At 69.2% G+C, this 26,959-nt stretch carries 28 protein-coding genes; 11 read left to right on the top strand and 17 right to left on the bottom strand.

Annotation, left to right across the window (positions count from 1 at the left end; translation table 11 throughout):
• Position 1 precedes the first annotated feature (1 nt).
• Positions 2-469, bottom strand: coding sequence for a molybdenum cofactor biosynthesis protein MoaE (locus CIW48_RS11240; protein WP_149310858.1), 468 nt, complete (start codon positions 467-469; stop codon positions 2-4).
• A gap of 167 nt (positions 470-636) precedes the next feature.
• On the opposite strand from CIW48_RS11240, the gene CIW48_RS11235 reads away from it, so the two are divergent.
• Positions 637-1,656, top strand: coding sequence for a gamma carbonic anhydrase family protein (locus CIW48_RS11235; protein WP_091784130.1), 1,020 nt, complete (start codon positions 637-639; stop codon positions 1,654-1,656).
• Positions 1,657-1,666: 10 nt separating this feature from the next.
• Here CIW48_RS11235 and CIW48_RS11230 read toward each other — a convergent pair whose 3' ends face one another.
• From CIW48_RS11230 to CIW48_RS11185, 10 genes are all read right to left on the bottom strand, one after another.
• Complete coding sequence (locus tag CIW48_RS11230) at positions 1,667-2,395, bottom strand: amino acid ABC transporter ATP-binding protein (RefSeq protein ID WP_149310967.1); 729 nt, start codon at positions 2,393-2,395, stop codon at positions 1,667-1,669.
• A 152-nt stretch (positions 2,396-2,547) separates the two neighbouring features.
• Positions 2,548-3,240, bottom strand: a complete 693-nt coding sequence (locus CIW48_RS11225; RefSeq protein WP_149310857.1) for an ABC transporter permease subunit — start codon at positions 3,238-3,240, stop codon at positions 2,548-2,550.
• A 54-nt stretch (positions 3,241-3,294) separates the two neighbouring features.
• Entirely contained in the window at positions 3,295-4,017 is a 723-nt protein-coding gene (locus CIW48_RS11220) for an amino acid ABC transporter permease (protein ID WP_149310856.1), read from the bottom strand.
• A gap of 249 nt (positions 4,018-4,266) precedes the next feature.
• On the bottom strand, positions 4,267-5,190 hold the full coding sequence (locus tag CIW48_RS11215; protein WP_091783805.1) for an amino acid ABC transporter substrate-binding protein: 924 nt from the start codon (positions 5,188-5,190) through the stop codon (positions 4,267-4,269).
• Positions 5,191-5,580: 390 nt separating this feature from the next.
• The gene (locus CIW48_RS11210; RefSeq protein WP_149310855.1) at positions 5,581-6,702 is read right to left on the bottom strand and encodes a branched-chain amino acid ABC transporter substrate-binding protein; all 1,122 of its coding nucleotides are present in this window, start codon (positions 6,700-6,702) and stop codon (positions 5,581-5,583) included.
• A 49-nt stretch (positions 6,703-6,751) separates the two neighbouring features.
• On the bottom strand, positions 6,752-7,120 hold the full coding sequence (locus CIW48_RS11205) for a DUF6867 family protein (RefSeq protein WP_149310966.1): 369 nt from the start codon (positions 7,118-7,120) through the stop codon (positions 6,752-6,754).
• A gap of 5 nt (positions 7,121-7,125) precedes the next feature.
• The gene (locus CIW48_RS11200; RefSeq protein ID WP_149310854.1) at positions 7,126-7,923 is read right to left on the bottom strand and encodes an ABC transporter ATP-binding protein; all 798 of its coding nucleotides are present in this window, start codon (positions 7,921-7,923) and stop codon (positions 7,126-7,128) included.
• Entirely contained in the window at positions 7,920-8,810 is an 891-nt protein-coding gene (locus CIW48_RS11195; RefSeq protein ID WP_149310853.1) for an ABC transporter ATP-binding protein, read from the bottom strand. Before CIW48_RS11195 ends, CIW48_RS11200 begins: the two co-directional genes overlap by 4 nt.
• The gene (livM, locus tag CIW48_RS11190; protein ID WP_149310852.1) at positions 8,810-10,204 is read right to left on the bottom strand and encodes a high-affinity branched-chain amino acid ABC transporter permease LivM; all 1,395 of its coding nucleotides are present in this window, start codon (positions 10,202-10,204) and stop codon (positions 8,810-8,812) included. The genes CIW48_RS11195 and livM overlap by 1 nt, the downstream gene beginning before the upstream one ends.
• Positions 10,204-11,121, bottom strand: a complete 918-nt coding sequence (locus tag CIW48_RS11185; RefSeq protein WP_149310851.1) for a branched-chain amino acid ABC transporter permease LivH — start codon at positions 11,119-11,121, stop codon at positions 10,204-10,206. Before CIW48_RS11185 ends, livM begins: the two co-directional genes overlap by 1 nt.
• Positions 11,122-11,365: 244 nt before the next feature.
• Here CIW48_RS11185 and CIW48_RS11180 point away from each other — a divergent pair, with 244 nt between their 5' ends.
• The 5 genes from CIW48_RS11180 to CIW48_RS11160 all read left to right on the top strand — a co-directional run bounded on the left by CIW48_RS11180 (position 11,366) and on the right by CIW48_RS11160 (position 16,351).
• Positions 11,366-12,646, top strand: a complete 1,281-nt coding sequence (locus tag CIW48_RS11180; protein ID WP_149310850.1) for a dicarboxylate/amino acid:cation symporter — start codon at positions 11,366-11,368, stop codon at positions 12,644-12,646.
• Between the two features lie 257 nt (positions 12,647-12,903).
• Complete coding sequence (locus CIW48_RS11175) at positions 12,904-13,812, top strand: amino acid ABC transporter substrate-binding protein (protein ID WP_149310849.1); 909 nt, start codon at positions 12,904-12,906, stop codon at positions 13,810-13,812.
• Positions 13,813-13,915: 103 nt separating this feature from the next.
• Positions 13,916-14,590 (top strand): DUF1007 family protein, encoded by a 675-nt coding sequence (locus CIW48_RS11170; protein WP_149310848.1) that lies wholly within the window; start codon positions 13,916-13,918, stop codon positions 14,588-14,590.
• Positions 14,581-15,573 (top strand): nickel transporter, encoded by a 993-nt coding sequence (locus CIW48_RS11165; RefSeq protein ID WP_149310847.1) that lies wholly within the window; start codon positions 14,581-14,583, stop codon positions 15,571-15,573. Before CIW48_RS11170 ends, CIW48_RS11165 begins: the two co-directional genes overlap by 10 nt.
• 61 nt (positions 15,574-15,634) lie before the next feature.
• On the top strand, positions 15,635-16,351 hold the full coding sequence (locus CIW48_RS11160) for a hypothetical protein (protein WP_149310846.1): 717 nt from the start codon (positions 15,635-15,637) through the stop codon (positions 16,349-16,351).
• Here CIW48_RS11160 and CIW48_RS11155 read toward each other — a convergent pair whose 3' ends face one another.
• Together CIW48_RS11155 and CIW48_RS11150 are read right to left on the bottom strand one after the other, a co-directional pair.
• Positions 16,352-16,939 carry a histidine phosphatase family protein gene (locus CIW48_RS11155; protein ID WP_091783769.1) on the bottom strand — a complete coding sequence of 196 codons (588 nt, stop codon included), beginning with the start codon at positions 16,937-16,939 and terminating at the stop codon, positions 16,352-16,354.
• 44 nt (positions 16,940-16,983) lie between these two features.
• Complete coding sequence (locus CIW48_RS11150) at positions 16,984-17,379, bottom strand: VOC family protein (protein ID WP_149310845.1); 396 nt, start codon at positions 17,377-17,379, stop codon at positions 16,984-16,986.
• A gap of 412 nt (positions 17,380-17,791) precedes the next feature.
• Between CIW48_RS11150 and CIW48_RS11145 the strand changes: the two genes are divergently transcribed.
• A complete protein-coding gene (locus CIW48_RS11145; protein WP_149310844.1) occupies positions 17,792-19,483 on the top strand; it encodes a HAMP domain-containing methyl-accepting chemotaxis protein in 1,692 nt (563 codons plus the stop codon).
• Positions 19,484-19,485: 2 nt separating this feature from the next.
• On the opposite strand, the gene recF is transcribed toward CIW48_RS11145, so the two are convergent.
• The gene (gene recF, locus CIW48_RS11140) at positions 19,486-20,640 is read right to left on the bottom strand and encodes a DNA replication/repair protein RecF (RefSeq protein WP_091783759.1); all 1,155 of its coding nucleotides are present in this window, start codon (positions 20,638-20,640) and stop codon (positions 19,486-19,488) included.
• A 208-nt stretch (positions 20,641-20,848) separates the two neighbouring features.
• On the bottom strand, positions 20,849-21,970 hold the full coding sequence (gene dnaN / locus CIW48_RS11135; RefSeq protein WP_091783756.1) for a DNA polymerase III subunit beta: 1,122 nt from the start codon (positions 21,968-21,970) through the stop codon (positions 20,849-20,851).
• A 223-nt stretch (positions 21,971-22,193) separates the two neighbouring features.
• On the opposite strand from dnaN, the gene CIW48_RS11130 reads away from it, so the two are divergent.
• Positions 22,194-23,510, top strand: a complete 1,317-nt coding sequence (locus CIW48_RS11130; RefSeq protein ID WP_149310843.1) for an MFS transporter — start codon at positions 22,194-22,196, stop codon at positions 23,508-23,510.
• A 75-nt stretch (positions 23,511-23,585) separates the two neighbouring features.
• Here CIW48_RS11130 and CIW48_RS11125 read toward each other — a convergent pair whose 3' ends face one another.
• Complete coding sequence (locus CIW48_RS11125; protein WP_246695201.1) at positions 23,586-23,948, bottom strand: hypothetical protein; 363 nt, start codon at positions 23,946-23,948, stop codon at positions 23,586-23,588.
• 47 nt (positions 23,949-23,995) lie between these two features.
• On the bottom strand, positions 23,996-25,204 hold the full coding sequence (locus CIW48_RS11120) for a hypothetical protein (RefSeq protein ID WP_246695200.1): 1,209 nt from the start codon (positions 25,202-25,204) through the stop codon (positions 23,996-23,998).
• Between the two features lie 530 nt (positions 25,205-25,734).
• On the opposite strand from CIW48_RS11120, the gene CIW48_RS11115 reads away from it, so the two are divergent.
• From CIW48_RS11115 to flgC, 3 genes are all read left to right on the top strand, one after another.
• Complete coding sequence (locus tag CIW48_RS11115) at positions 25,735-25,995, top strand: hypothetical protein (protein WP_149310841.1); 261 nt, start codon at positions 25,735-25,737, stop codon at positions 25,993-25,995.
• A 78-nt stretch (positions 25,996-26,073) separates the two neighbouring features.
• Positions 26,074-26,475, top strand: a complete 402-nt coding sequence (gene flgB, locus CIW48_RS11110; RefSeq protein ID WP_149310840.1) for a flagellar basal body rod protein FlgB — start codon at positions 26,074-26,076, stop codon at positions 26,473-26,475.
• 65 nt (positions 26,476-26,540) lie between these two features.
• The gene (flgC, locus tag CIW48_RS11105; RefSeq protein ID WP_149310839.1) at positions 26,541-26,948 is read left to right on the top strand and encodes a flagellar basal body rod protein FlgC; all 408 of its coding nucleotides are present in this window, start codon (positions 26,541-26,543) and stop codon (positions 26,946-26,948) included.
• Positions 26,949-26,959: the final 11 nt, after the last annotated feature.

Genomic DNA, 26,959 nt, shown 5'->3' with positions numbered 1-26,959 from the left:
CTCAGCTCCAGCGCCCGGCCGCGGCATCGTCCTGGGCCGTCGCCGCGACCCAGCCGCCGGTCGTGCCATCGGCGAGGTGCTCGCGTTTCCAGAACGGGGCGCGGGTCTTGAGATAATCCATCAGGAAGTTCGCGGCCTCGAAGGCGGCGACCCGGTGGCTCGCGGCAGTGACCACGAGCACGATACCGTCGCCCGGCCGCACCAGACCGTGCCGGTGGATCACCCGCAGGGCCTGGAGCGGCCAGCGAGCGATCGCCTCTTCGGCGACCCTCTCGATCTCGGCCTCGGCCATGCCGGGATAATGCTCCAGCTCCAGGGCCGCCAGCCGCTCGCCGTCGTCGCGACAGAGGCCGGTGAAGGTGACGACGGCGCCCGCCCGGCCGCCCAGCTTGGCACTCAGGTCGGCGATCTCGGTCGCGGTGTCGAAGGGCTCGGCCTGGATGCCGATGCTCGGAACGGGGGCGCTCATGGTCCGATCCATAGGAGTCCGCGGCTTTGCCGGCCAGTCCCGTCCCTGTCACACCCGGCCCCGCCTCTATATGAGACGGTCCGTCGCGCCCTGCCGGCCCGGCGCGCGGCCCGCGATCATCCGGATCACCCCGCGTGCTCCGGACGGCGCTGGAGAAGGATATCCGCGTGACCCCCGACCTGATCCTGCCCTACGACGGCGTGCAGCCGGATTTCGCGAGTCGCCCCGTCTGGTGCGGGCGCGGCAGCACGGTGATCGGCGCAGCCCGGATCGGCGCGCAGGCCTGGATCGGCGACGAGGCTGTGATTCGCGCCGACGGCCAGACGGTGACCCTCGGCGACCGCTTCTGGCTCGGCCACCGCTCGACGGTGCATATCGCCACTCGGACGCACGGCACCCGGGTCGGCGACCGCGTCACGGTCGGGCGCAACAGCGTCGTGCATGCCTGCACGCTCGGCTCCGACGTAGTCGTCGAAGACGATGTCGTGATCCTTGATGGGGCAGAGGTCGGCGACGGCGCGGTGATCGAGGCAGGCTCGACGGTCTTCCCCCGGGCGAATCTCCCCGGCGGCTATGCCTATGCCGGTAGCCCGGCCCGTCCGAGTCGTGCCATCGGATCCGACGAGATCGCCGAGCGCGCCGAGCGGGTGCGCGAGCGCATGGGCGACGGGCCCACCTTCCCGCCGGGAGAGGTGCCGGAGGTCGAGGCCAGCGTCTTTGTGGCGCGCACGGCCCGCCTGCGCGGACGGGTGAGCCTCGGTGCGGGCGCCAGCGTGCTGTTCTGCTGCGACCTCAACGCCGAGGTCGGCCCGATCGTGATCGGGGCCGATACCAATATTCAGGACAACACAATCATCCGCACTCGGGCGGACGGCGTGGTGATCGGGCGGGATACCACCGTCGCCCACAACGTCCGGATCGCCGATTGCCGGATCGGGGCGCGGGCCCTGATCGGCATCGGCGCCAGCATCGCGTCCGGAACCCTGATCGCCGACGACGTCATGCTGGCGGCGGGCGCGACCACCGATCCTGGTCAGATCCTGGAGGCCGGCTATCTCTGGGGCGGTCGCCCGGCCCGGATCCTGGCCCCCCTCGATGCGGAGAAGCGCGCCATGATGATCCGCATCGTCGAGGGCTATTGCCAGCACGGCCGGGAATACCGGGCCGCGCAGGAGGCGCTGGCTTAACGGCCCGCGGTCAGTGCTGGAGGATCTTCGACAGGAAGGTCTGCGCCCGCTCGGAGCGGGGACTGCCGAAGAACTCCTCCTTGTTGGCGTCCTCGACGATCTCGCCGCGATCCATGAAGATCACCCGGTCGGCGACCTTGCGGGCGAAGCCCATCTCGTGGGTCACGACCATCATGGTCATGCCCTCCTTGGCAAGCTCCACCATCACGTCGAGCACCTCGCCGACCATCTCGGGGTCGAGGGCCGAGGTCGGCTCGTCGAACAGCATCACCACCGGATTCATGGCGAGCGCCCGGGCGATCGCCACACGCTGCTGCTGACCGCCGGAGAGCTGGCCCGGAAACTTGTTCGCATGGGCGCTGAGGCCGACGCGGGCGAGCAGGTCGAGACCGCGCTTCTTCGCGTCCTCGCCGCTGCGGCCCAGCACCTTGCGCTGGGCGATGGTGAGGTTCTCGGTGATCGACAGATGTGGGAACAGCTCGAAATGCTGGAACACCATGCCGACCCGCGAGCGGAGCTTGGGCAGGTTGGTCGCCTTGTCGGCCACCTTGGTGCCGGCCACGGTGATCTGGCCCTTCTGGAAGGGCTCCAGGGCGTTGACGCATTTGATCAGAGTCGACTTGCCGGAGCCCGAAGGACCGCAGACGACCACGACCTCGCCCTTGGCGACGTTCGTGGTGCAATTCGTCAGCACTTGGAAATCGCCATACCATTTGCTGATGTTGTCGATGGCGATCATCGTCTCGCCGGGTGCCACGACGGGCGCGCCGGAGATCAGGCTGCCGGGCTGCAGGCCGGCATCCTTCGGCGCGTGGCTGGCATCGACGACGGGTTCGGCGGCGGTCGGGGCCGGCATCGGGGACGAGGTCATGACACAGTCTCCAGTGTCGGTCAGCGAATGATGGCCACGCGGCGCTGCAGACGGCGCACCAGGTACGAGGCCGAGAAGCAGATCGCGAAATAGACCACGGCTGCGAAGATATACATCTCGACGAGGCGGCCGTCGCGCTGGGCGACCTTCGAGGCGGCGCCCATGAAGTCTGTCAGCGACAGCACGTAGACGAGGGACGTATCCTGGAACAGGATGATCGTCTGGGTCAGCAGCAGCGGCAGCATGTTGCGGAAGGCCTGGGGCAGGATCACGTTGCCCATGGTCTGCCAGTAATTCATCCCGAGCGCCTGGGCGGCGGCCGTCTGTCCCTTCGGGATCGACTGGATCCCGGCCCGCATGATCTCCGAGAAGTAGGCCGCCTCGAAGGCCATGAAGGTGATCAGGGCCGACGGGAAGGCGCCGACCTGGATCGGCGTCGAGGCTCCGGTCAGATAGGCGCCGATATACGGCACCAGGAAATAGAACCAGAAGATCACCAGGACCAGCGGCAGCGAGCGGCACAGCTCGACATAGCCCTTGGCGAGGTGCCACAGGCCGGGGATGCCCGACAGGCGCGCCATCGCCAGCAGCGTGCCGATAATCACGCCGCCCACGGCCGCCATGGTGGTGAGCGTCACGGTGAAGACCATGCCCTGCCCGAACAGGTAGGGCAGGGACGAGACGATGACGGAGAAGTCGAAATTCGAGAGCATCGGGGCCTGTTCGCGGTGGCCGTCGGACGGCGGAGGATCGGGGGCGGGCTGTCCTCAGCGCTGGCCGGGGATGGCGACCGCCTTCTCCAGGAAGGTCGCCGCCGTGACGACCACGAGGTTGATGATCACGTAGAGGATCGTCGCAGCCGTGAACGCCTCGAATACCTGGAACGAGAATTCCTGCATCGAGCGGGCTCGCGCGGTCAGCTCCAGCAGGCCGATGGTCAGCGCCACCGACGTGTTCTTCAGGTTGTTGAGGAATTCCGAGGTCATCGGCGGCAGGATGATCCGGTAGGCGTTGGGCAGCAGCACGTAACGGTAGGTCTGGTAGGTCGTGAAGCCCATGGCGGTGCCGGCCATGCGCTGGCCCCGCGGCAGCGACTGGATGCCGGCACGGACCTGCTCGGCGACGCGCGAAGCGGTGAAGAAGCCGAGGCAAACCACCGCCGTGTAGAACGGCGCATCGGGTAGTTGCTTGATCGCGTCACCGATCCGGGTCGGGACCACTTCGGGCAGCACGAAGTACCAGAGGAACATCTGCACCAGCAGCGGCACGTTGCGGAACAGCTCCACATAGGCCGTGCCGATCGCGTTCGCGGGCTTCGACGGCAGGGTGCGCAGCACGCCGACCAGCGAGCCCAGGAAGAAGGCGATCATCCAGGAGCAGAGCGCGGTCGTGATCGTCCACATGAGCCCCGAGAGCAGCATGTCGAGATACGTGCCGTTGCCCTCCGGCGAGGCGTCGAAGAAGATCCGCCAGTTCCAGTTGTAGTTCATCGCGCCGCTTCTGAAATAAAACGTGTGAGTCCGGTGTTTCCCAATCTCACCCTCATCCTGAGGTGCTGCGCAGCAGCCTCGAAGGAGGGCTCCGGATGCCGCCGCGCTTCCTGGAGACCTCCTTCGAGGCCTCCGCTGCGCTTCGGCACCTCAGGCTGAGGCTGAGGATGGGAGAGCCGTCGGCCTCGGACCTTCCGTGACGCACCGCGGGCTCTTGCCCGCGATGCGCCTCATCGTGTCGGCCAGATCTCAGTAGGCCGCCGGATCGGGGCTCGAGATCGGGGTCGTGAACTGCTTCTTCATCTCCGCGCTCATCGGCAGGTTGAGATTGATGTTGCGCGGCGGGATCGGCTTGGTAAACCACTTGTCGTAGAGCGCCTTGCCCTCGGGACTCGTGTAGAGCTTTGCGGTGGCGTCGTCCGCGACCTTCTTGAACTCCGTGTCGTCCTTGCGGAGCATGATGCCGTAGGGCTCGGGCTTCGACAGGGCTTCGGTGGAGATTTCGTAGGCGGACGGATCCTTCGAGGAGGCGGCGAGCGAGGCGAGCAGCACGTCATCCATCACGAAGGCGGCGGCGCGGCCGGTCTCGACCATCAGGAACGCCTCGGCGTGGTCCTTGGCCGGCAGGATCGTCAGGCCGAGCTTACGCTCCGTGTTGGCCTCGTTGATCTGCTTGATGTTCGTGGTGCCCGAGGTCGACACGACGGTCTTGCCCTTCAGGTCCTCGATCGTATGCAGGTTGGCCGACTTCTTCGAGACGTAGCGGGTCGCGGTCAGGAAGTGCGAGTTCGTAAACCACACCTGCTTCTCACGCTCGGCGTTGTTGGTCGTCGAGCCGCATTCGAGGTCGATCGTGCCGTTCGCCATCAGCGGGATGCGGGTGGCGGAGGTGACCGGGTTGAGCTTCACCTCGAGGTTCGGGAGGTTGAGCTTGGCCTTCACGGCGTCGGCGATCTTGTAGCAGATGTCCATCGCGTAGCCGACCGGCTTCTGATCGCCGCCAAGATACGAGAACGGCACGGAGGCGTCGCGGTAGCCGATGACGATGGCGTTGGCGTCCTTCACCTTCTTGAGGGTGCCGGTCAGCTCCTGCGCCCGCAGGCTCATCGGAGCGAGGGCGAGAGACAGGCCCAGCGCCGCGGCTAGGCCGCGGCGAGCGAAATCAGACTGCATCGGTACGGAACTCCTGGATCGGGCCGAACGGTGTCGGCTGGCGGCGGGGTACGCGGGCCCGCCCGCTCGGGCGACGCCTGTGCAATGATGGTGCCGGGAGACGGGTCGAAGGGCCGCGCGAGCCTGCGGCTGAGTACGGACAAGTTGCAGCCAAGCTCCTGCGCACGTCCGCAGACGCGGTCCCTGCCGTCCTCATGGCCTCCTCCCAAGCGCTGAGCCGGCCTCGCGCTCGCGCCGGCGGCATCATGCACACTTCTTAGGCGTACGCACGCGGTGTGGAGGACGGATCCGCCAGGAAGGCTGACGAATCCACGGTATAGAAAACGACGACGCCGCCCCCACGGTATCGGGAGGCGGCGTCGGACTGAAAACCCGGTCTGTGGCGGCGGCTTACTTCGTCAGCTCATTGCCGCTGTAGTCGATCTTGCCGTCGGCGCCCTTCTTCCACTCGTACATGACGTAGTCGGGCCGGGTGATGTCGCCCTTCTTGTCGTAGGCGATGGGTCCGACCACCGTGTCCACCGGCTTGCCCTGGTGCAGCCAGTCGGCCAGCTTCTTGCCATCGCTGGAGCCGGTCTCGGCCATCGCCTTCGCCAGGACCTGAACGGCGGCGTAGGAGTAGAGCGTGTAGCCTTCCGGATCGATGTTCTTGGCCTTGAAGGCGGCCAGCGCCGCCTTGGCGTTCGGGTTCTTGCGGGCATCCGGCGGGAAGGTGGTCAGCGTGCCCTCGGCCGCGGGACCGGCGATCGCCACGAGTTCGCGGTCGACCATGCCGTCGCCGCCCATCATCGGCGCCTTCAGGCCCTGGTCGCGCATCTGGCGCAGGATGAGGCCGGCCTCGGTATAGTAGCCGCCGAAATAGACGACATCGACATTGGCGGACTTGAGCTTGGAGACGAGCGCCGAGTAGTCCTTCTCGCCCGGGTTGATGCCCTCGTACATCGCCTCCTTGCCACCCTTGGCCTTCAGCGCCTTCAGGGTCTCGTCGGCCAGTCCCTTGCCGTAGGGCGTCTTGTCGTGGACGAAAGCGATCTTCTTGCCCTTGAAATGCTCGGCCAGGTAGGTGCCGGCCACCGCGCCCTGCTGGTCGTCGCGGCCGCAGGTACGGAACGTGTTCCACATCCCGCGCTCGGTGAACTTCACGTTCGTGGAGGCGGGGGTGACCTGGATGATGCCGGCGTCGAGATAGACGTCGGAGGCCGGGATCGAGACGCCGGAATTGTAGTCGCCGACGACCATCTTCACGCCGTCGCTGGCGAACTTGTTGGCCACCGAGACGCCCTGCTTGGGGTCGGAGGCGTCGTCGCCGACCGTGACGGTCAGCGTCGTGCCCTTCAGCGTGCCGGCCTTGTTGAGGTCCTCGACCGCCTGGCTCGCGCCGTTCTTGAGCTGCGCGCCGATGGCGGCGCTGTTGCCGGTGATCGGCGCGGCGACGCCGAGCTTGACCTCGGCGGCCTGCGCGGCCGCCGCCATCGCGCCGAGGGCGAGCCCGGCCAACAGAATCGATCTCATCGCGTACTTCCCCTAGATGTCAGGACCGCACGTGCGGATCCGGCCGCACTCATCGGACCTCACTCGCTGCGGGCGCCCGCTCGCGCCATGTCAACGGTGAGGTCTTCTCGTAGAGCCAGCGGTACTGGCTCGTCATCTGGCGCGTCCGCGTGTAGCGGAATCCCGCCGCGCCGATGATCATGACGACGACCGCGTCGACCGCATAGTAGTGCAGCGACAGCAGCGTGCCCGAAAACAGGGCGTAGTGGATGAAGCGCACGGCAGCGGCCACCAGAAGCAGCGCCAGGGCGCAGTGCCAGAAGGGTCGCCACCCCCGCGCGATGCCGCGGGCTGCCATCCAGCCGGCCCAGCCGCCCATCACCACAGTGACGAGCAGGAACAGCCAGGCCGACGGCTCCTCGTACAGGATCCCCTGCAGCACGCTCATGCCCCGACCGGGCCGGCATGGCCCCCTTCCAGATAAGCGGCCTTGACGTTCGGATCGTCGAGCAGCGCTCGCCCGGTGCCGCTCATGGTCACCCGGCCGTTGACCAGCACGTAGCCGCGATGGGCGAGCTTCAGGGCGTGGTAGGCGTTCTGTTCCACCAGGAAGATCGTCATGCCGTCGGTCCGGTTCAGCTCGCGGATCGCGTCGAAGATGCCCTTCACCACCAGCGGCGCGAGGCCGAGCGAGGGCTCGTCGAGGAGCAGCAGGCGCGGGCGGCTCATCAGCGCCCGGGCGATGGCCAGCATCTGCTGCTCACCGCCCGACATGGTGCCGGCGCGCTGGTTCAGGCGCTCCTTCACCCGCGGGAACAGGGCGCAGACCTTCTCCAGATCCTCGGCGAAGAAGCGCCCGTCGTGGAGCGCGGCGCCCATCTGAAGATTCTCGTAAACGGTCATGCGCGGGAAGACCCGGCGGCCTTCCGGCGACTGGGCGATGCCGAGCCGGGCGATGGCGTGGGTCGGCAGCCGGGTGATGTCGCGCCCGTCATAGGTGATCGTTCCCGAGCGCGCCTGGGGGCTGCCAAAGATCGTCATCATCAGGGTCGACTTGCCGGCGCCGTTGGCGCCGATCAGCGTGACGATCTCGCCCTCGGCCACGTCGAGGTCGACCCCGCGCAGGGCGGCGACGCTGCCGTAATAGGTCGAGACGTCGCGCACTGCGAGGAGCGGGGGCTTGGCACCCGCCTGGATCGCCCGCGTCTCCTCGACCAGGACGTTGATGCCGGCGACGCTCATGCCCGCACTCCGGTTGGCGCGCCGTCGGCGTGGGGCACGGTGATCCCGACCTCCGCCTCCACAGCCTCGACCTCCTCGTCCTCGACGCCGAGATAGGCGGCGATCACCTTCGGGTCGGCCCGCACCTCGGCGGGGGATCCGTCGGCGATCTTCACGCCGTAATCGAGCACAACGACGTGGTCGGAAATCTCCATCACCACCGACATGTCGTGCTCGATCAGCAGCACCGAGGTGTCGTGCGCGTCGCGAATGTGGCGCAGGAGCCCGTTGAGCTCCGCCGATTCCCGCGGATTGAGACCGGCCGCCGGCTCGTCGAGGCAGAGCAGCACAGGGTCGGTGCACATCGCCCGGGCGATCTCCAGGCGCCGCTGAGCGCCGTAGGGCAGCGCGCCCGCCGGGTCATCTGCGCGCGCCGTGAGGTCGATGCGCTCGAGCCAGGCCTTGGCCCGCTCGATTGCCGCACCCTGCGCGTCCCGGTAGGTCTTGAGACCGAGCAACCCGAGGATCGTGTAGCCCGAGGCCCGCATCAGCGGCGCGTGCTGGGCGACAAGCAGGTTCTCCAGCACGGTCATGCCCTGGAAGAGGCGGATGTTCTGGAAGGTGCGGGCAACCCGCGCGGTGCGGTTAACTTTGTGGTTGGGAAGCCGCTCCAGCAGATGCGATGTGCCGTCGGCGTGCGCCAGCGTCAGCATCCCCTCGGTCGGCTTGTAGAAGCCGGTGATGCAGTTGAACACCGTGGTCTTGCCGGCCCCGTTCGGGCCGATCAGCGCGGTGATGTCGCCGCGGCGCGCCTCGAAGGACAGGTCGGAGACGGCGGTGAGGCCGCCGAACCGCATGGTCAGGTGCTCGACCGTGAGCACCGGCGGGGGGAGGGGTGACGTCGCCATCAGCCGTGCCCCTCGCTGACGTGGGCGCCCGAGACCGCGCGCCGCTGGCCCAGCGACACCGACGGCATGCGCTCCGAGATCAGGCCGCGCGGGCGCCAGACCATCATGGCGACCATAGCCAGCCCGAACAGGAGGAGGCGGTACTCGCTGGGATCGAAGCCCTCGCCGAACACGGCTTTCAGGAACCCGAGGTTGCGCAGCATCTCCGGCCCGCCGACCATCGCCACCGCGGCGATCGCGACGCCGACCTGGCTGCCCATGCCGCCCAGCACCACGATCGCCAGGATGATGGCGCTCTCCAAGAAGTTGAAGCTCTCGGGGCTGATGAAGCCCTGGCGCACGGCGAAGAAAGAGCCTGCGACGCCACCGAAGGCCGCGCCCAGGGCAAAGGCCGTCAGCTTCGTGGCCGTCGTGTCGATGCCGAGCGACCGGCAGGCGATCTCGTCCTCGCGCAGGGCCTCCCAGGCCCGCCCGATCGGCAGACGGCGCAGGCGCAGGGTGACGAAGTTGGTGATCAGGGCGAGGCCCAGGATCAGGTAATACAGGAAGACGAGCCGGTGCATCGAGTCGAAGGGGATGCCGAAGGTCGCCGCAAACCCGTCATCGCCGGCCGTGAACGGGATCCCGAAGAAGGTCGCCCGCGGGATCGACGAGATGCCGGCGCCCCCGCCGGTGACGTCGGTCCAGTTGATCAGGACGAGGCGGATGATCTCGCCGAAGGCAAGAGTGACAATGGCGAGGTAGTCGCCGCGCAGGCGCAGGACCGGGAAGCCGAGGATTATCCCCCACAGGCCGGCGAACAGGCCCGCCAGCGGCAGGCAGACCCAGAACGACAGGCCGAAGGTGGTCGAGAGCAGCGCGTAGGAATAGGCTCCGACCGCGTAGAAGGCGACGTAGCCGAGGTCGAGCAGGCCGGCGAGGCCGACCACGATGTTCAGCCCCCAGCCGAGCATCACGTAGGTGAGGATCAGGATGCCCAAGTCGATCCAGTAGCGGGCCGAGGACAGGCCGCCGGTGGCCAGGGCGGAGATCATCGGCAGGGTCAGCGCGACGAAGATGAACAGCCAGAGACCGACCTTCGAGGTTTTCTGGCCCGCGTCGGGCTCGCCGTGGACGGCCTCGGTCGCCTGCGCCGGGGAGGGGGTCAGCGCCCGCCGCGCGTCGCGGCGCAGCAGCACGAGGCGCTGGACGAGGCGCACCACGAAGATCGCCGCGCAGAGTGCCGCCACCAGCCCCCAGCGCGGCACGAGCACCAGCTCGGTTCCGGGTCCCGGATCCGTGCGGTAGGCGATGATCGGGACGCAGAGGCCGAAGGTGACGAGGGCGTAGAGGGCAGCGTCGCGCAGGATGCCGGCCATCGCGGAGCCCGGGAGAGCAGTCTGCGAGCCGGCCATCAGACTTTCTCGACCTCGGGCCGGCCCAGGATGCCCGACGGCATGAAGATCAGCACGATCGCCAGGATCGAGAAGGCGGCGACGTCCTTGTACTCGATGGAGAAGTAGGCGGACCAGAAGGTCTCGATCAGCCCGATGATCAGGCCGCCGAGCACCGCCCCGGGCAGGGAGCCGATGCCCCCGAGCACCGCCGCCGTGAACGCCTTCACGCCGGGCACGAACCCGTCCGAGAAGGACACGACGCCGTAATACATGAGGTAGAGGACGCCCGCGACGGCCGCCAGCGCGGCGCCGAGCACGAAGGTCAGGGAGATCGTGCGGTCGACGTCGATCCCGAGGAGCGCCGCCATCTTGCGGTCCTGCTCGCAGGCGCGCTGCGCCCGGCCGAAGGGCGTGCGCTGCACGAGGTACCAGAAGCCGGTGAGCAGCACGGCGGTGACCACCATGATCAGCACCTGCTTCCAGGCCAGGAACACCGCGTAGCCGTCGCGCTCGAACAGGGTGATGCCGCCCGACAGCATCGGCGGGGTCGGCTTGTTGCGCGCGCCCTGCACGACCTGCACGAAGTTCGACAGGAAGATCGAGACGCCGATCGCCGAGATCAGCGGAGCGAGGCGGAACGAGCCGCGCAGCGGCCGGTAGGCCACCCTCTCGATCGCCCAGCCCCACAGGGCGGTCAGCGCCATGGCGACCACCAGCACCACCAGGAAGGCCAGCGCGATGGAGCTGACCCCGAGCCAGACCGTCAGCAGCAGGAAGGTGATCAGGGCGATGAAGCAGGAGACCATGAAGACGTCGCCGTGGGCGAAGTTCACCATGCCGATGATGCCGAACACCATCGTGTAGCCGATCGCGATCAGGCCATAGATCGAGCCGAGCGTCAGCCCGTTGATCAACTGCTGTACGAAGACGTCCATGAACTCTCGCGCGCGCAGGTTTCTCGTGCCGCCTCCGGGAACCGCAGGCAGCTTGGCGGGGCAAGTCTCGTACCGCAGCCGCAGCATGCCGGCCACAGGTTTCATCGCTGCCCGAGCGTCGCGCGAAAACAGTCGACCACGCCAGTAACAAGCCCTGGTCGGGCTTGCGCGTGGCGCAGTTCGTGCGACACGTTAACGAATTGCAATGCTCGATCATCCCGGGCCCAGGCGAGGAGCAGTACCAATGGCAGGGTCGCGACTCACGACGATGATCTTCGTCGGCATGCTCCTCGGAATCGCTGTCGGCTACGCCTGCAGCATCACCTGGCCTGATCCGCAGACCGCCAAGGAGATCGCCGGCTACATCGCGCTGGTCTCCGACGTGTTCCTGCGGCTGATCAAGATGATCATCGCGCCGCTGGTCTTCTCCACCCTGGTGGTCGGCATCGCGCATCTCGGGGACACGGCCTCGGTCGGCAGGGTCGGCGGCAAGGCGCTGCTCTGGTTCGTGGGCGCCTCGTTCTGCTCGCTGATGCTCGGCCTCATCATGGTCAACCTGATGCAGCCCGGCCAGAACCTGAACCTGCCGCTGCCCGATGCCGGCGCCGGGACCGGGCTCAAGGCGGCCTCGCTCTCGCTGAAGGAATTCGTGACGCACCTCGTGCCGAAGAGCGCCGTCGAGGCGATGGCCAACAACGAGATCCTGCAGATCGTGGTCTTCTCGATCTTCTTCGGCGTCGGCTTGGCCGCCCTCGGTGAGAAGGGCCGCCTCCTCGCCAAGGGCATCGAGGGCGTGGCCGACGTGATGCTCAAGGTCACGGGCTACGTGATGATGTTCGCCCCCGTGGCGGTGTTCGCCGCCATCGCGGCGACGATCACCACGCAGGGCATCGGCGTGCTCGTGACTTACGGCAAGTTCCTCGTCGAGTTCTACATCGGGCTCGGCGTGCTCTGGACGCTCCTGATGGGCGTCGGCTTCCTGATGCTCGGGGGGGGCGGCATCATGCGGCTGTTCAACCTGATCAAGGAGCCCTTCGTGCTCGCCTTCTCGACGGCGTCGAGCGAGGCCGCCTACCCGAAGATGCTGACGAACCTGGAAACCTTCGGGGTGCCGAACCGCATCACGTCGTTCGTGCTGCCGATGGGCTACTCGTTCAACCTCGACGGCTCGATGATGTACTGCACCTTCGCGGTGATGTTCATCGCGCAGGCCTACAACATCCCGCTGACCTGGGGTCAGCAGCTCACGATGCTGCTCCTGCTTATGGTGACGTCGAAGGGCATGGCGGGCGTGCCGCGCGCCTCGCTGGTGGTGATCTCGGCGACGCTGTCGCACTTCAACATCCCGGAGGCGGGGCTTTTGCTGATCATCGGCATCGACCAGTTCCTCGACATGGGGCGCTCGGCCACCAACGTGCTCGGCAACAGCGTCGCCACCGTGGCGGTCGCCAAGTGGGAGGGCCAGCTCACCACCACCGACCAGCGCCTCGACCATGTCGGCACCGTGGCCTCGCCGGCGGAGTAGCGGCCGGGCTTGCGGGATCTGCGCCCGACCGGATGTCGGGCGCGGGACGGCTGTCCAACGCGCCCCCTCATCCTGAGGTGACCGCGTCAGCGGGCCTCGAAGGCGGGCGTCAGGGATCGCGCGGCTGGATGGAGGGCTCCTTTGGGGCCTCCGCGGCGCTCCGGCAGCTCGTGATGAGGGCAATGGACGGGAGCGGCCGGGCGCCGGGCGCTCCTGAGTGCGGTGTGGCTTGTGCGGTGCGCCTGGGAGGCTGGGTGATGACGATGCGGTCCGTCATGGTTCTGGCGCTGGCGCTGGCGGGCGCGTCGCCGGCCTCCGCCGTCGAGGTTCTCACCGGGACGCTCAGGAGCGTGGCCGAGCGCGGCGAGATCGTGCTCGGCTACCGGGAGAGCTCGGTGCCGTTCTCCTTCGTGGAGGGCAAGCAGCCGGACGGGAGCCCGCGTCCGATCGGCTACGCCATCGACCTCTGCGGCGAGATCGCCGACGACGTGCAGACGGCGATCGGCCGACCGGTGAGGATCCGCTACGCGCCGGTCACCGCCGAGACGCGCATCGAGTCGGTGACCTCCGGCAAGATCGACCTCGAGTGCGGCTCGACCACCGCCAATGCCGAGCGCCGCAAGCAGGTTGCCTTCTCGCCGGTGGACTACATCAGCGCGACGCAGCTGCTGGTGAAGCGCGGAGCCGGCATTGCCTCCTACCGGGATCTCGGCGGCAAGACCGTTGTAGTCACCACGGGCACCACCAACGAGAAGGCCGTGCGCGACCAGCTCGCCCGGCTGAAGATCGACGCGCAGGTAGTGACGGCGCCCGACCACGCCGCCTCCTACGCGATGGTGAAGGCCGGCAAGGCCGACGCCTTCGCCACCGATGACGTGCTGCTCTACGGGCTGATCGCCACTGACGCGAAGGACGGGGCGAACTACACGGTGCTGCCCGACAAGCTCTCCTACGAGCCCTACGGCATCATGTTCCGCAAGGACGACCCGGAACTCGCCGGCATCGTGCAGCAGACCTTCACGCGGCTCGCCGAGTCGCGGGCGCTGCGCTGGACCTACGAGCGCTGGTTCCTCAAGCGCCTGCCTAACGGCGAGCGCCTCGACATCCCGATGTCGAACGACCTTCGGGTGAGCTTCCAGCTGCTGGGGCTCGACGGGGGCGAGTGAGCGGCGCGCGCAGAGCCCGGCAGGCGCCTCGCTTTCGCCCAACCGGCACGCGAGGAAGACCCGGCCTGACCGCTTCCCTCCCGCCGCGAGCGTGCCTCCGTCCATGCAGATCGCCGCGCCCTGCCCGAATCCGCTCGCCCTGCTGCTGGCCGCCGCCCTCGGCTGCGCCGCCACGGCGGCCTCCGCCCACCCCCACGTCTGGGTGACCGCCAAGGCCCAGCTCGTCTACGCGGACGGCAAGCTCGTCGGCGTCCGCGACACGTGGAGCTTCGACCCCGAATACACGGCCTTCGTCACCCAGGGCCTCGACACCAACAAGGACGGCACGCTCAGCCCGGAGGAACTCGCCGGGCTCGCCACCGAGAACACCGCCAACCTCGCCGAGTTCGGCTATTTCACGAAGCTGAAGGTCGGCGGCAAGGAGCAGGCCTTCAGCGACCCGAAGGAGCCGGCGGCCCATATGGAGGACAAGGCGCTGGTCATGACCTTCCTGCTGCCCCTGAAGACTCCGGTCCAGCAGGGGCGGGGGGTCGCCGCGCTGGAGGTCTACGACCCGACCTACTTCGTCGCCTTCTCGTTCGCCGAGGGCGCCGACGCTGCGACCCTCGCGGGGGCGCCCCAGGGCTGCGCCGCCACGGTCACCCGGCCGAAGACCGAGCAGCCGAAGACGGCCGATGCCGGAACGCCGGGCATGACCGAGGCCTTCTTCGAAGCGCTCACCGCCGCCTCGACCTACGGCGTGCAGTTCGCCAGCCGGGTCCTCGTGGCATGTCCGTAGGCGTCGGGATCGTCGCCCCCGCCGGGGCGGGGCGGCTGGGCCTGCGGCTCGGCCTCATGGCCCTGGCCGTCGGGCTGGCCGCGCTGCTGGCCGCCGCGATCGCGTGGCTCGTCGCGCCCGGCCTCGCCGCGCCGCCGCCGCGCTCGCCCTTCGGCATCGGCTTCCGGGAGGCCGCCCCGGCTGCCACGGGACTCGGCGGCATCATCCTGGCGCTGCAGGCGAGCTTCTCCCGCAGCCTGAACGCCGCGGTGAGCGCGCTTCGGGGCGGCGGCAGCTGGACCCCGCTGATCGGCCTCGCCTTCGCGTACGGCGTGTTCCACGCCGCCGGCCCGGGCCACGGCAAGGCGGTGATCGCCGGCTACATCCTGGCGGGGGAGCGGGCACTCCGGCGCGGCGCCGCGCTGAGCGCCTGCGCCGCGCTGCTCCAGGCCTGCGTGGCCGGGGCGATCGTCGGCCTCGGCACGCTGGTCCTCAACGCCACGGCGGCGAGCATCACCCGGGCCGGCACCCTGATCGAGACCGTGAGCTTCGCCCTCGTCGCCCTGATCGGGCTGATCCTGACGTGGCGCAAGGCCGGACGCCTCGCCAATCTCGGCGCGGGCTGCGGCCCGGGATGCAGCCACCTGCCGGGACCGCAGGCCCTCGATACCCTCGGCACGTGGCGCGAGCGGGCCGGCGTGGTGCTGGCTGCGGGCACGCGCCCCTGCGCGGGCGCGGTGCTGGTCCTGGTCTTCGCGGTGTCGCAGGGCGTGCCCGGTGCGGGCGTGCTGGCGGTCCTGGCGATGGCCCTCGGCACCGCGGTGACCACGACCGCGCTGGCCTGCCTCGCGGTCTTCGCCAAGCGGATGGCGCTGCGCCTCGCGGGCGGACGGGGGCAGGTCGGCCTCCTGGCGCTCGGCGGCCTCGAACTCGTCGCCGCCGCCTTCGTGCTGGTTCTGGGCACCGCGATGCTCTCCGGCGTCGCGCCGGGCCTCGGCGGCTGAAGGGCCTCGCCTTCCGGGGCGCGGCGTGCCACGCTGCGCGACCGAGACGGAGAGCGCGCCGATGCATCCCGACTTCGCGACGATCCTGAACTGGCGTCTGCTCGCCGGGTCGCATCCCTTTCCCGGCCCCGACGGTGGGACCTGCATCAACGAGGCGGCGATCGTGGCCGCGGGGCTGCCCTACCGGGCGATCCGCTCCAGCGCCGACTGCCCGCCCTGCTTCTCGCGGCCGGTCGCCGCCTACGCCCTCGGGCTCAATGACGCCATGCCGGACGAGGCAAGGCCCCAGCTGATGGCCTTCGTCCTGCGCCTGTCGGGCAGCGCCGACACCCCGGAGATCGAGGCCGCCCGCACCCGGCAGCTGGCGCTGGAGAGCGTCCGCCGTATCCTGGCGCCGCTCTGCGCCGTCGCTGGCCTGACGGCGGACGCGCAAGCCTGCGCGGGGGCGCTGGACTGGCCTGCCGCCCTCGCGGCGGCGAACGCGGCCGCGTGGCGGGGCGGTGCCCGCGCGCAGGCCGCGGCCCAGGCGCGGCGCTGGCGCGAGGGCGCCCTCACCGCCGCGGTGTCCCGCACCGCGACGGCGGCGCAACGGGCGGGCGAGGATGCGCGCTGCGCCGCGGAGGTGGCCGAGGGCGCGGCGCCCTTCGTAGCCGGGACCTGGAGCGAGGCCTGCGCAATCCTCGCGGAAGTCCTCGCCATCGGCCGGCAGGCGCCGGAAATCGCCCTGATTGGCGCCCGTCAGCGCATGGACGCGGCGCGCGCCCGAGTGCCGGCCTGATCAGGCCTCCGCGGGCGCGGCGTCGAGGTCCAGCTCGACGGAGCCGCAATTCTCCAGGAACGTGCCGGTGAGGTGGTAGAAGAACGTGCCGTGCCCGACCACCGCGATGGTGGTCTCGGGCCGGGCTCGCAGCCAGTCCCGGAACGCCGCGACCCGGGCGTCGAACAGGGGCCGCGGCTCCACCGGGTAGCCGCCGACCTCGCAGCCCGGCTCCGCGTGCCACCAGACCTCGGGCAGGTGCCCGACATCGAGGTGCGGGAACTCCGCGGCGATCTCCGAGGTCGCTCGACCGACGTCGCAGCTGCTCTCCTGGCACTCGCGGTGCAGTACCTCGACGAGCACCCGCGGTCGGCTCGGATGCTCGCCGAACAGGATTGCGGCGGTCTCGATGGCGCGGGTCAGGGGCGAGACCACCACGAGGTCGAAGGGGACCGCTCGGAGCCGCTCCCGCGCGACCCGGGCCTGGGCGTGGCCCAGCTCGGTCAGGCGCGCGTCGGGCAGGCCGGGATCGCCGCGCCCGAGCTTGTGCGCGGCGTTGAAGGTCGACTGCCCGTGGCGGATGCAGACGATGCGGGTCTTGTCCGGCATGGATCTCGGAGGCGTTTCAGAGAGGGGATGGCGCGCCGGAACAGTCACGCGAAGCGGCCGCCGCGCTCGATGACCTCGATCTTGTAGCCGTCCGGGTCGGTGGCGAAGAAGAACCGCGCCAGCACATCGTCCCCATGCTTGAGCGTCTTGATATCGGTGGCCGTGAAGCCCTCCCGCCGGTGCCGGGTGTGCTCGGCCTCGACGTCGTCGACCACGAAGGCGATGTGCCCGTAGCCGTCGCCGAGATCGTAGGGCTTGTCGCGACCCTTGTTCACCGTGAGCTCCAGCTCGAACGGCGAGGCCGGGTCCCGCATGTAGATCAGGGTGAAATCCGGGAAGTCGTATCGGCCGGAGACTTCAAGGCCGAAGGCCCGGACGTAGTAGTCGCGCGCGCGCTCCTCCTCGAGGACGCGGATCATGGCGTGGACGGGCTTGGACATGCGCTCGCGATTCCGTGGGCACGCGGCCAGCGTGCAGGGCCCTCTATGTGGCGCCGCGCGCGGCCGTGGAAAGGTCGCCGGGCGCGGCTGCAGAGGCTCCAGTCTCGCCTGCTGCACCTGCGGCGGAACGACCCAGGGAATACATTCGGAGAAATCCGTTCATGAAAATTCGATTTTCGAGACTTGATTTCAGCCTTTTAAGAGTTCCAGTCAGTATATTCAGTTCGTTTCTATTTTATTTGAATTGATATTACGGGTTTTATATAAGTAGTATTGATATACCTACGAGAAGTATCAAATCAACGCTTGACACAACGATTTCTTTAATATCTTTTTTACACACCGGATCGAGATTGGCACTTACATAAACCGAATTGCCAGTCGTCGATTTCTGTCAAGGGGCCTGATAACCGTGTTACGTCTGTCGAACGTCAATATATTACCGAAGCTGGCGGCCGTCATTGCCATGATCAGCATGATCGTCGGTGGATGCATCTGGTATGCGCAGTCGCGAATGACGACGATCGACGACGGCTACAGCCAGTTCATCGTCAACGAGGCGGCGGCCGTCGCCGAGGCTCGTCGGCTCAATCGCCTGATGATCGAGCTGAACTACTGGGTTTACCGCATCATCGCGGAGACCGAGCAGAGCCAGATGCAGGACGCCAACAAGGGCTTCGAGGCCGTTCTACCCAAGGTGCGGGAGCTGCTCCCGGTCTTCCGTTCACACGCACTGACCTTCGCTGCACGCATCGATGAGCAGGCGGCGCGTATCGAGCGCTATCTGCGGGACGTGAACGAGGTCCGCCGGCTCGGGACAGCCAACCAGAACGATCAAGCCATCGCGTTGGTCCATTCGGCGATCGATCCGACGTTTTCCAGCATGCTCGCCGAAGGCAACACGATCGCCGAGGACATCAATGCATACATGCAGAAAGGTTCGGAGGACCTGACGGACCAGACCAATGCAACCCGCCGGACCTTGATGACCGTGAGCGCCCTCGGGATGCTGGCGGGCCTGCTGGCGGCGGTGTTCATCGCCACGGTCGGGATCACGCGTCCGCTGGACCGGCTTGTCACGGTCCTGGAGCGCATGGCGCAGGGCGAGATCGACGCCGACATCGAGGAGGCGGCGCGCCGGGACGAGATCGGCGCGGTCGGTCGCGCGGTGGAGGGCATCAAGACCATGGTCGCCCGCAACGCCGCCGAAGAAGCCGAGGTGAAGCGCCGCGCCGACGAGGCCACGGCCGCAGAGCGCCGACGCACCATGATCGAACTCGCCGACGGGTTCGAGCGCGCGGTCGGCGGCATCGTCGGGATGGTGTCGTCCTCGGCGACCGAGCTGCAGGCCACTGCCCAGACCATGACGTCGAGCGCCACCGAGACGGCGAGCCAGTCCAGCACCGTGGCGGCGGCCGCCGAGGAGGCCTCCGCCAATGTGCAGACCGTAGCGGCGGCCGCCGAGGAGCTGGGCACATCCGTGCAGGAGATCGGCCGGCAGGTCCTCGGCTCGGCCAGCCTCGCCCAGACGGCCGTCGGCGAGGCGGACGAGACCCAGCACCTCGTCCAGGCCTTGAGCCAGGCGGCGACCCGCATCGGCGACATGGTTGGGCTGATCTCGAACATCGCTGGACAGACCAACCTGCTGGCCTTGAACGCCACGATCGAAGCGGCGCGCGCCGGCGAGGCCGGTCGTGGCTTCGCCGTCGTCGCGGCCGAGGTGAAAGACCTCGCGGCGCAGACGGCCCGGGCCACCGAGGAGATCAGCCAGCAGATCGGTCAGATCCAGGGCGTGACCGGTCAGGCGGTCTCGGCCATCGACACGATCGCCGCGCGCATCCGCGAGATCGACGCGGTTGCCACGACCATCGCGGCAGCGGTGGAGCAGCAGGGCGCCGCCACGCAGGAGATCGTCCGCAACGTCTCCCAGGCGGCGGCCGGCACCGATGAGGTCACCAGCAACATCACGGGGGTGGCCAAGGCTTCCGAGGAGACCGGCGCGGCGGCAGCCCAGGTGCTGGGAGCGGCCGGCGAGCTGTCGCGCCAATCCGAGTATCTCGGCACCGAAGTCTCGCGCTTCCTCGGGACAATCCGAGCCGCCTGAAGTCAGGCCCCGATCCGCAGCACCTCGGTCCGAGCACCGGCCTGTGCGAAGGCGTCCGGGTCGGCGCCGGTCATCCAGACCTGACCCGGGAGCGCCGCCAGGGCCTCGAACAGGCCGGCCCGGCGGCGGGGGTCCAGATGGGCCGCCACCTCGTCGAGGAGGATCAGCGGCGCGATGCCGCTCATGGCGCGCACCAGCCGCGCATGGGCGAGGACGAGCCCGATCAGCAGCGCCTTCTGCTCCCCCGTGGATGCCGTCCCCGCCGGCACGTCCTTGGGGCCGTGGCGGACAACGAGGTCGCTGCTCTGCGGCCCGATCAAGGTGCGACCGGCGGCCCGGTCCCGTTGGCGGCCGTTGCGCAGAGCCAAGCGGTAGCGGTCCTCCGCCTCGATCGCCGGCCAAACCGCCACGAGATCGTCCAGGTCGCCTTCGAGGCGGATTGAGGCCCAGGGGAAGGGCTGCGCGTCGTCCCGGGTCTCGGCGATCAGCCTGTCGAGGCGCTCGGCGGTCTCGCGCCGGGCGAGCGCCACGGCGACGCCCAGCTCGGCGACCTCCCGCTCCACCGCGTCGAGCCAGCGGTTATCGTCGGGCCGCTCCTCCAGCAGGCGGTTGCGCGAGCGCAGGGCCCGCTCCATCGCGGAGACTCGGGCGCCATGCGCGGCATCGACCGCCAGCACGAGACGGTCTAGGAACCGCCGCCGGTCCCCTGCCGCGCCGCGGAACAGCCCGTCGAGGTCGGGGGTCAGCCAGACCACCCGCAGGAACTCGCTGAACGCCACCGGTGAGGCGGCGGTGGCGCCGTCGATCCGGCAGAGCCGGCTCGTCCGCCCGTCGGGGCCCGGCGGCTCCAGCCCCGTGCCGAGCCGATGCTCTGCGCCCTCGCGATCGAGGGTGAGCGAGACCGCGAAGCCCCCCGGGCCGCCTGCGCGCGCCATGGCGGCGAACTCCGCCCTGCGCAGGCCCCGGCCCGGCACGAACAGCGACAGCGCCTCAAGCAGGTTGGTCTTGCCGGCGCCGTTCTCCCCGACCAGCGCCACGAACCGGGCCTCGGGCGTCAACTCGAGGTCCGCGTGGTTGCGGAAATCGCGGGCGATCAGGCGGGTGACGCGCAGATCCGACCCGTTAGGCTCGATCCGCGGATCGAGGATGTCGCTCATCGGTGAACCGAGGGGCCGAGACGCGCCGCGCTCAACCGTCCCTTGTTGTCTGACATCCCATCCCATCACCTCATCCTGAGGTGCCCGCATCACCGGGCCTCGAAGGAGGGCTCCAGAAACCACATCGCCATGTGGAGCCCTCCTTCGAGGCCTCCGCTACCCTCCGGCACCTCAGGATGAAGGCGGGACCGGGATTTGCGTGGCAGCCTTACACCCGCATCGGCATCAGGACATACAGTGCCGGGGCGCCCTCGCGATCCTGGATCAGGGTCGGCGAGCCCGGGTCGGCGAGCTTGAACAGGGCGGTGTCGCCTTCCAGCTGCGCGGTAATGTCCAGCAGGTAGCGGGCGTTGAAGCCGATATCGAGGTTGGCCGCCTCGTAGTCGACGTCGAGCTCTTCGGTGGCACTGCCCGAATCCGGGTTGTTCACCGACAGCGCGAGGCGCCCCTCGGCGAGCCCAAGCTTCACCGCGCGCCCGCGCTCCGACGAGATCGTCGAGACCCGGTCCACCGCCTTCGCGAACGCGTCGCGCTCGACCGTCAGGCGCTTGTCGTTGTTGGCCGGGATCACCCGCTGGTAATCCGGAAAGGTGCCGTCGATCAGCTTGGAGATCAGCGTCAGGCCACCGGCGAAGCGCAGGCGGATCTTGGCGGGCGACAGGTCGACCGCGACGCTCTCGCCGCCATCGTCGAGGAGCTTCTGGATCTCGGCGACGGCCTTTCGGGGCACGATCACGCCCGGCATGCCGACGCTGCCCTGCGGGGCCGGGATCTCGACGCGGGCGAGCCGGTGCCCATCGGTGGCCACCGCCCGCATCACCGGGCCGCCCTCGGTCTCCAGCGTGTGCAGGTAGATGCCGTTGAGGTAGTACCGGGTCTCCTCGGTGGAGATCGCGAACTGGGTCTTCTCGATCAGCCGCTTCAGGTCGGCGGCGGCGATCTCGAAGCCGTGCGGCATCTCGCCGGCGGCAAGGTCCGGAAAGTCGCCCTCGGGAAGGGCGCCCAGGGCGAAGCGCGAGCGGCCGGACCGGATCGTCATCTGGCCGGATTCGCCCCCGGTCTCCAGCGAGACCTGCGCGCCGTCGGGGAGCTTGCGCACGATGTCGTAGATCACGTGCGCCGGGACCGTGGTGGCGCCCGGATCCGGCACATCGGCCGGCACGCTCTCGGTCACCTCGATGTCGAGATCCGTCGCCCGCAGCTGGAGCCCCGACCCTTCCGCGCGCAGGAGCACATTCGACAGGATCGGAATCGTGTTGCGGCGCTCGACGACCCGGTGCACGTGGCCGAGCGACCTGAGCAGGGCCGCGCGCTCGACAGTGACTCTCATCGCAATACTCAAGTGGTGGGGACGGCGCCGCGGCCGGCATCCGTCGCGGAATATGGCCGTTCAGCTTGGCGAAGGGGGCCCGGGAACGCAAGGCCGCCGCGGGTGCACCGCACAGCGACCTCCGCGCCCAGGTCGGATGCCCATGCCGAAACCGGGGTATCGGCATGGGCCGGCCCGTGCGAAAGCGCCGCAACAAGCCCGATCCCTGCTCCCCCGACCGATCATGTTGCAGACCATCGACACCGCTGGCCCGTCCCAGACCGCCGCGAGCGTCACGCCGAGCGCAGGCCGGATCCTCGCCGCGAGCTTCGTCGGGACGGCGATCGAGTTCTTCGACTTCTACATCTACGCCACCGCCACCGCCCTGGTGATCGGCCCGGTCTTCTTCCCCGCCGGCGCGCCCGGTGTACAGCAGCTCAGCGCCTTCGCGACCTTCGCCATCGCGTTCATCGCGCGGCCCGTCGGCGCGGCCCTGTTCGGGCATTTCGGCGACCGGGTCGGCCGCAAGGCGACGCTGGTGGCGTCCCTGCTGATCATGGGTCTCTCCACCGTCCTGATCGGCTGCCTGCCGACCTACGCGTCGGTCGGCTGGTGGGCGCCGGCGGCGCTCTGCATCCTGCGCTGCGGGCAGGGGATCGGGTTCGGCGGGGAGTGGGGCGGCGCGGCCCTGCTGGCGGTGGAGAACGCACCGCCGGGCCGGCGTGCGTGGTACGGTATCTTTCCGCAGCTCGGCGCGCCGGTCGGCTTCATCCTGGCCAATCTCGGCTTCCTTGCCCTGAGCTTCGGCCTGTCGCCCGAGAGCTTCCAGGCCTGGGGCTGGCGCCTGCCGTTCCTGGCCTCGGCGGCGCTCGTCGGCGTCGGGCTCTACGTGCGCCTCAAGCTCACCGAGACACCGGCCTTCAGGGCCGCGCTCACCGAGGCGCGGCCTGAGCGGGTGCCCTTCGCCACCATGCTCACCCAACACGGACGTGCGGTCCTGGTCGGCACCTTCGCGATGGTGGCGGTCTATGCGGTGTTCTATCTCTCCACCGTCTTCGCCCTGGGATACGGCACCGCCACCCTCGGCTACAGCCGGCCGACCTTTCTGATGTTCGAGTGCATCGCGGTCTGCTTCATGGCGCTGGGCACCGTCGTGTCGGGTGCCGCAGCCGACCGCTTCGGCCGTCGGCCGGTGCTGCTTTCCGGCATGGCCGTGACGTTCCTGCTGGGCTTCCTCATGGGGCCGATGCTGGGGCACGCCGCCGGTACCGGCACCTGGCCCCCGGTCCTGGGTTTCCTGTGCGTCAGCCTCCTGACCATGGGCTGGGTGTTCGGCCCGATGGGCGCCGTCCTGCCCGAGCTGTTCCCGACACGGGTGCGCTACACGGGCGCATCGGTCACCTACAATCTGGCCGGCATCCTGGGTGCCTCGGGCGCGCCCTACATCGCGCAGGAACTGGCGGCCTATGGCGGGATCGGCTTCGTCGGGTTCTATCTGGCGGGAGCCGCGATCCTCAGCTTCCTCGCCGTGCTGGCCATGCCGGAAACGGGCAACCGCTGACGGGACGCGCAGTCGGCGTGAGAGCACACGCTAGCGGAGCGAGGCGGGCGCTACGCAGGAACGACGGCTCCGGCCTCAGCGCGCCGGGGGCTCCTGAATCGCCGGTACGATCGGCTCGAAACGGCCGAGGAACCGGGTCCGCTCCCAAAGCTCGATCGCGTCGCGCTCGACCATCGCACGGGCACGACGGCGCGCCTGCGTATCGTCCTCGGCCGACAGGATCTCGGCCGAGCAGACGCGGCCGGCCCGGTCGAGCCTGAATGTCCTGTAAGCGCGGCTCCGGTGAGCCGATCCAGCATCCAGCGCGAGCATTGCGAAATCCTCCGAGACAAAGCGTCCCGGAAGAGGGTTAACCAATAGTAAATTGCAGCCTTGGGTGCCTTCCGGAGCCGGCCGGCCTCCCTTTTGGCAGCTCTGTGCCCCGAAGCCGATCGACACTGCGCTGATCTGGAGGCGCCGCTTGGCGGCCTACCTGAACGGAGCCTTCAGCTCCGCTTGTCGAGGGGGCGACCCAGCAGGCGGGCGAACTCGGCCTCGATCTCTTCCACAGAGAATGGATTGCCAGAGGTCTTCGCCTCCGGCCGCTGGACGGGTGGCGCGGCAGGGGGGGGCGGGGGCACAGGCGGAAGGGGGTCGGTCTTCGGAGGTGCCGGCGGCACGGGCTTGGGCGGGATCGGCTCCGGTGGCGGAGGAGCCTCCGGCGCAGCCGCGGGCGGAGGCACCGGATTGACCGGGGCACTGGCCATCGCAGCCGCGAGCGGATCGACGCCCTCGGGCGCGGCCGGAGTCGGCGCGGGCGGCGGCGTCACGGCCGAGGACGAGCGCGACAGGGCGGCCTGGAGCTGCCGGGCCATGTCGGACAGCACCACCGGATCGACGGACTTGCGCTCGGACGGAACTGCGAGGCTCGGCGCCGGACGCACCGGCTCCGGCTCGGCCAGTGCAGCTTCGGGCTTGCGCTCGGAAGCGGGATTGGGCCGGGGCTCGATCAGCGGCGGCGTGGTCCGGCTCAGGATCCGCCGCGGCGTGATCGGCTCCCGAGCCGGTGGCGCGGGCGGTTCCGCCGCCGGTGCTGGTACCGACGGGCCGGGCGAGGGAAGCGGGGGCGGAACGGGGGTCAGGGGCGCCGAGATGTCCTGGCCGGGCTCGTCGCCGCCGAACAACGCGGCGTCGAGGGGCAGCGTGACGGGCGGGGCCGATGCGGAGCGCGGGACCGGCGGCGGCACGACGACGGGCATCTCGAAGCCCGGGTCGAACAGTGGCTCCGCGCGTCGCCCGCCGGATTCGGGCAGGCCCCGAGGGGGCTCGGGCAGCCGGCCGCCCTGGACGAGGGGATCGGGGAGCGGCTCGTCCAGAGGCTCCGGCGTGAGGTCCGGCCGAATGGCCGCCTCCGGCAAAGGCCGCTGGCCGCGCTGGATGTTGCGCTCGACCACGACATCGTTGGGACCGCCCACGAGCAGCAGGTGCTCGACATTGTCCCGGCGCAGCAGGATCAGCTGCCGGGCGCGGTCGAGCTCGTACACGTCGACGATCCCGAGCCGCGGCTGGCGGCCGCGGCTCCCGGACCGCCCCGGCAGGGCGAGGCTCCGGCCGGTCAGCCGGCGCACCGTGAACACGATCGCCGCGAGCGCCGTGAAGATGACGGCGAAGATGACGATATACTGGACGATGGGGGAGCCGTCAGAGCCGAACACGGATTGCAGCCATCGCAAGATTACGCACTCGCACGTTCCGACCGCCGCGGGTGCGCGTCGGCACGGGCTTGTCCATACCATGCGTGGGGGGCGGCAAGGCAAACGACGTTAAGAGTTCGTTAACAGACCTTTTAATTGAGCGCGAACAAGACAATAGGTCGGGACTGCGCCGCCGGCCCGGCTGAACCGACATTCGGCGGCCCTTCGGCAGCCGCGATGGCCGCGCGATGGGAAGCCCGCGGGCGCCCGGGGCCGGCGTCCGGCCGGCGGAGATAGAGCGGATAGATCGGGCGCCCAGAAGCCGCCGGTTCGACCCGCGCCCACGGGTTGCCGCCGGCTCCGGCGATGACGCGCCCCCCACGCTCTCCACTCTCGTCCTCCCGGCCGCCGGCGTCCCGGCCGCAGCGGCACCGCAGCCACCGACCTGGAGCCCCTAGTGGAGCGCCGGGCCGGATGGGGCGCCGTCGCGCTGCCTGCAGCACCGCCGCGGGACCGAGCGCGCTGGGAACGCGCGCTGGTCGGTGTTCCAGGTGTTCAACGATCACGGCCGCCCCGTCCGGGCGGTGTGCGACATCGCCTACACCCCGCTCTGCGAATACGGCCAGGATGTCGCGATCGCGGCGCATCTGGATGCGCCGGCCGAGCCACACGGCGAGTCACCGCCCTTCGGGCACGCCGCGTCGCCGGCCGACGGTGGCATGCGGGGCTGCTTCTTCGCCGGCTGCACGGAGGAGCCCCAACCCGTGGTCGCATCCGGCGCCAGAACCGGCCATCCCTGCGACCGGGCTTAACGCGCTGTTAACCATGCAGGCGGCAGATTTTGCCGAGCCCGCTCGTCCCGGCGCGGCCACGCCATCCCGGAGGCGACCATGGCCCTCGCCGATCTGCCTGTGCTGAGCATGCTGCGCACACGGATGCAATGGGCGCAGGCGCGCCAGGGCGTGATCGCCGAGAACGTCGCCAATGCCGACATGCCGGGGTTCAAGCCCCGCGACCTCGTGGAGCCGCGCTTCGACCGGGCGACCGGTGCCCTCGCCACCACCGCCTCCAGCCTGACGCTCACGAGCGCCGGCCACATGGCTCCGCGCGGCCAGACGGTCGGCGCCGATTCCAAGCGCGCCAAGGGCTTCGAGATCCGCCCGAGCGGCAACGGCGTCAACCTTGAGGACGAGATGATGAAGGCCGGCGAGAACCAGTCGGACTACCAGCTCGCCGCCTCGCTGTATCAGCACAGCCTGACTACCCTGAAGATTGCGATCGGCAAGAGCTGATGCGCGACCGCCGACGGTGGAGCGCTGACGGCCGCAGGGTCGCGGCAGCAGGAGGGTCCTGAGCCATGGAATTCACGAAGTCACTGACGGTGGCGGCAGCGGGCCTCAAGGCCCAGTCGGGCCGGATGCGCATCATCGCCGAGAACATCGCCAACGCCGATTCCGCACCGGCCTCCGCCGGCGCTCAGCCCTACCGCCGCAAGATCCCGACCTTTACCAGTCACCTCGACGACGAGACCGGCGCCAAGCTCGTCGAGGCCGGTCGTGTCCGGCGGGATCCGTCGGCCTTCCGGACCAAGTACGAGCCGGGCAACCCCGCGGCCGATGCCCAGGGCGTGGTGCAGATGCCCAACGTCAACGCGCTGATCGAGAACATGGATCTGCGCGAGGCTCAGCGCTCCTACGAGGCGAACCTCAACATGATCAGCGCCACCCGCAAGATGCTGGCGCAGACCCTCGGCATCCTGAAGTGAGCCCCGGGGCC

The organism is Methylobacterium sp. P1-11, from assembly GCF_008329595.1.
In the GTDB taxonomy this organism is placed as follows: domain Bacteria; phylum Pseudomonadota; class Alphaproteobacteria; order Rhizobiales; family Beijerinckiaceae; genus Methylobacterium.
Note: the sequence above shows the minus strand (reverse complement) of the source record. Positions and strands in the feature narration are given on the sequence as shown.

Excerpts from the sequence above, each read along its gene's own strand:
- CIW48_RS11240 (WP_149310858.1), bottom strand. The coding sequence starts at position 469 with ATGAGCGCCCCCGTTCCGAGCATCGGCATCCAGGCCGAGCCCTTCGAC.
- CIW48_RS11230 (WP_149310967.1), bottom strand. The coding sequence starts at position 2,395 with ATGATCGCCATCGACAACATCAGCAAATGGTATGGCGATTTCCAAGTG.
- CIW48_RS11225 (WP_149310857.1), bottom strand. The coding sequence starts at position 3,240 with ATGCTCTCGAATTTCGACTTCTCCGTCATCGTCTCGTCCCTGCCCTAC.
- CIW48_RS11220 (WP_149310856.1), bottom strand. The coding sequence starts at position 4,017 with ATGAACTACAACTGGAACTGGCGGATCTTCTTCGACGCCTCGCCGGAG.
- CIW48_RS11215 (WP_091783805.1), bottom strand. The coding sequence starts at position 5,190 with ATGCAGTCTGATTTCGCTCGCCGCGGCCTAGCCGCGGCGCTGGGCCTG.
- CIW48_RS11210 (WP_149310855.1), bottom strand. The coding sequence starts at position 6,702 with ATGAGATCGATTCTGTTGGCCGGGCTCGCCCTCGGCGCGATGGCGGCG.
- CIW48_RS11200 (WP_149310854.1), bottom strand. The coding sequence starts at position 7,923 with ATGAGCGTCGCCGGCATCAACGTCCTGGTCGAGGAGACGCGGGCGATC.
- CIW48_RS11195 (WP_149310853.1), bottom strand. The coding sequence starts at position 8,810 with ATGGCGACGTCACCCCTCCCCCCGCCGGTGCTCACGGTCGAGCACCTG.
- livM (WP_149310852.1), bottom strand. The coding sequence starts at position 10,204 with ATGGCCGGCTCGCAGACTGCTCTCCCGGGCTCCGCGATGGCCGGCATC.
- CIW48_RS11185 (WP_149310851.1), bottom strand. The coding sequence starts at position 11,121 with ATGGACGTCTTCGTACAGCAGTTGATCAACGGGCTGACGCTCGGCTCG.
- CIW48_RS11180 (WP_149310850.1), top strand. The coding sequence starts at position 11,366 with ATGGCAGGGTCGCGACTCACGACGATGATCTTCGTCGGCATGCTCCTC.
- CIW48_RS11175 (WP_149310849.1), top strand. The coding sequence starts at position 12,904 with ATGACGATGCGGTCCGTCATGGTTCTGGCGCTGGCGCTGGCGGGCGCG.
- CIW48_RS11170 (WP_149310848.1), top strand. The coding sequence starts at position 13,916 with ATGCAGATCGCCGCGCCCTGCCCGAATCCGCTCGCCCTGCTGCTGGCC.
- CIW48_RS11165 (WP_149310847.1), top strand. The coding sequence starts at position 14,581 with ATGTCCGTAGGCGTCGGGATCGTCGCCCCCGCCGGGGCGGGGCGGCTG.
- CIW48_RS11160 (WP_149310846.1), top strand. The coding sequence starts at position 15,635 with ATGCATCCCGACTTCGCGACGATCCTGAACTGGCGTCTGCTCGCCGGG.
- CIW48_RS11155 (WP_091783769.1), bottom strand. The coding sequence starts at position 16,939 with ATGCCGGACAAGACCCGCATCGTCTGCATCCGCCACGGGCAGTCGACC.
- CIW48_RS11150 (WP_149310845.1), bottom strand. The coding sequence starts at position 17,379 with ATGTCCAAGCCCGTCCACGCCATGATCCGCGTCCTCGAGGAGGAGCGC.
- recF (WP_091783759.1), bottom strand. The coding sequence starts at position 20,640 with ATGAGCGACATCCTCGATCCGCGGATCGAGCCTAACGGGTCGGATCTG.
- dnaN (WP_091783756.1), bottom strand. The coding sequence starts at position 21,970 with ATGAGAGTCACTGTCGAGCGCGCGGCCCTGCTCAGGTCGCTCGGCCAC.
- CIW48_RS11130 (WP_149310843.1), top strand. The coding sequence starts at position 22,194 with ATGTTGCAGACCATCGACACCGCTGGCCCGTCCCAGACCGCCGCGAGC.
- flgB (WP_149310840.1), top strand. The coding sequence starts at position 26,074 with ATGGCCCTCGCCGATCTGCCTGTGCTGAGCATGCTGCGCACACGGATG.
- flgC (WP_149310839.1), top strand. The coding sequence starts at position 26,541 with ATGGAATTCACGAAGTCACTGACGGTGGCGGCAGCGGGCCTCAAGGCC.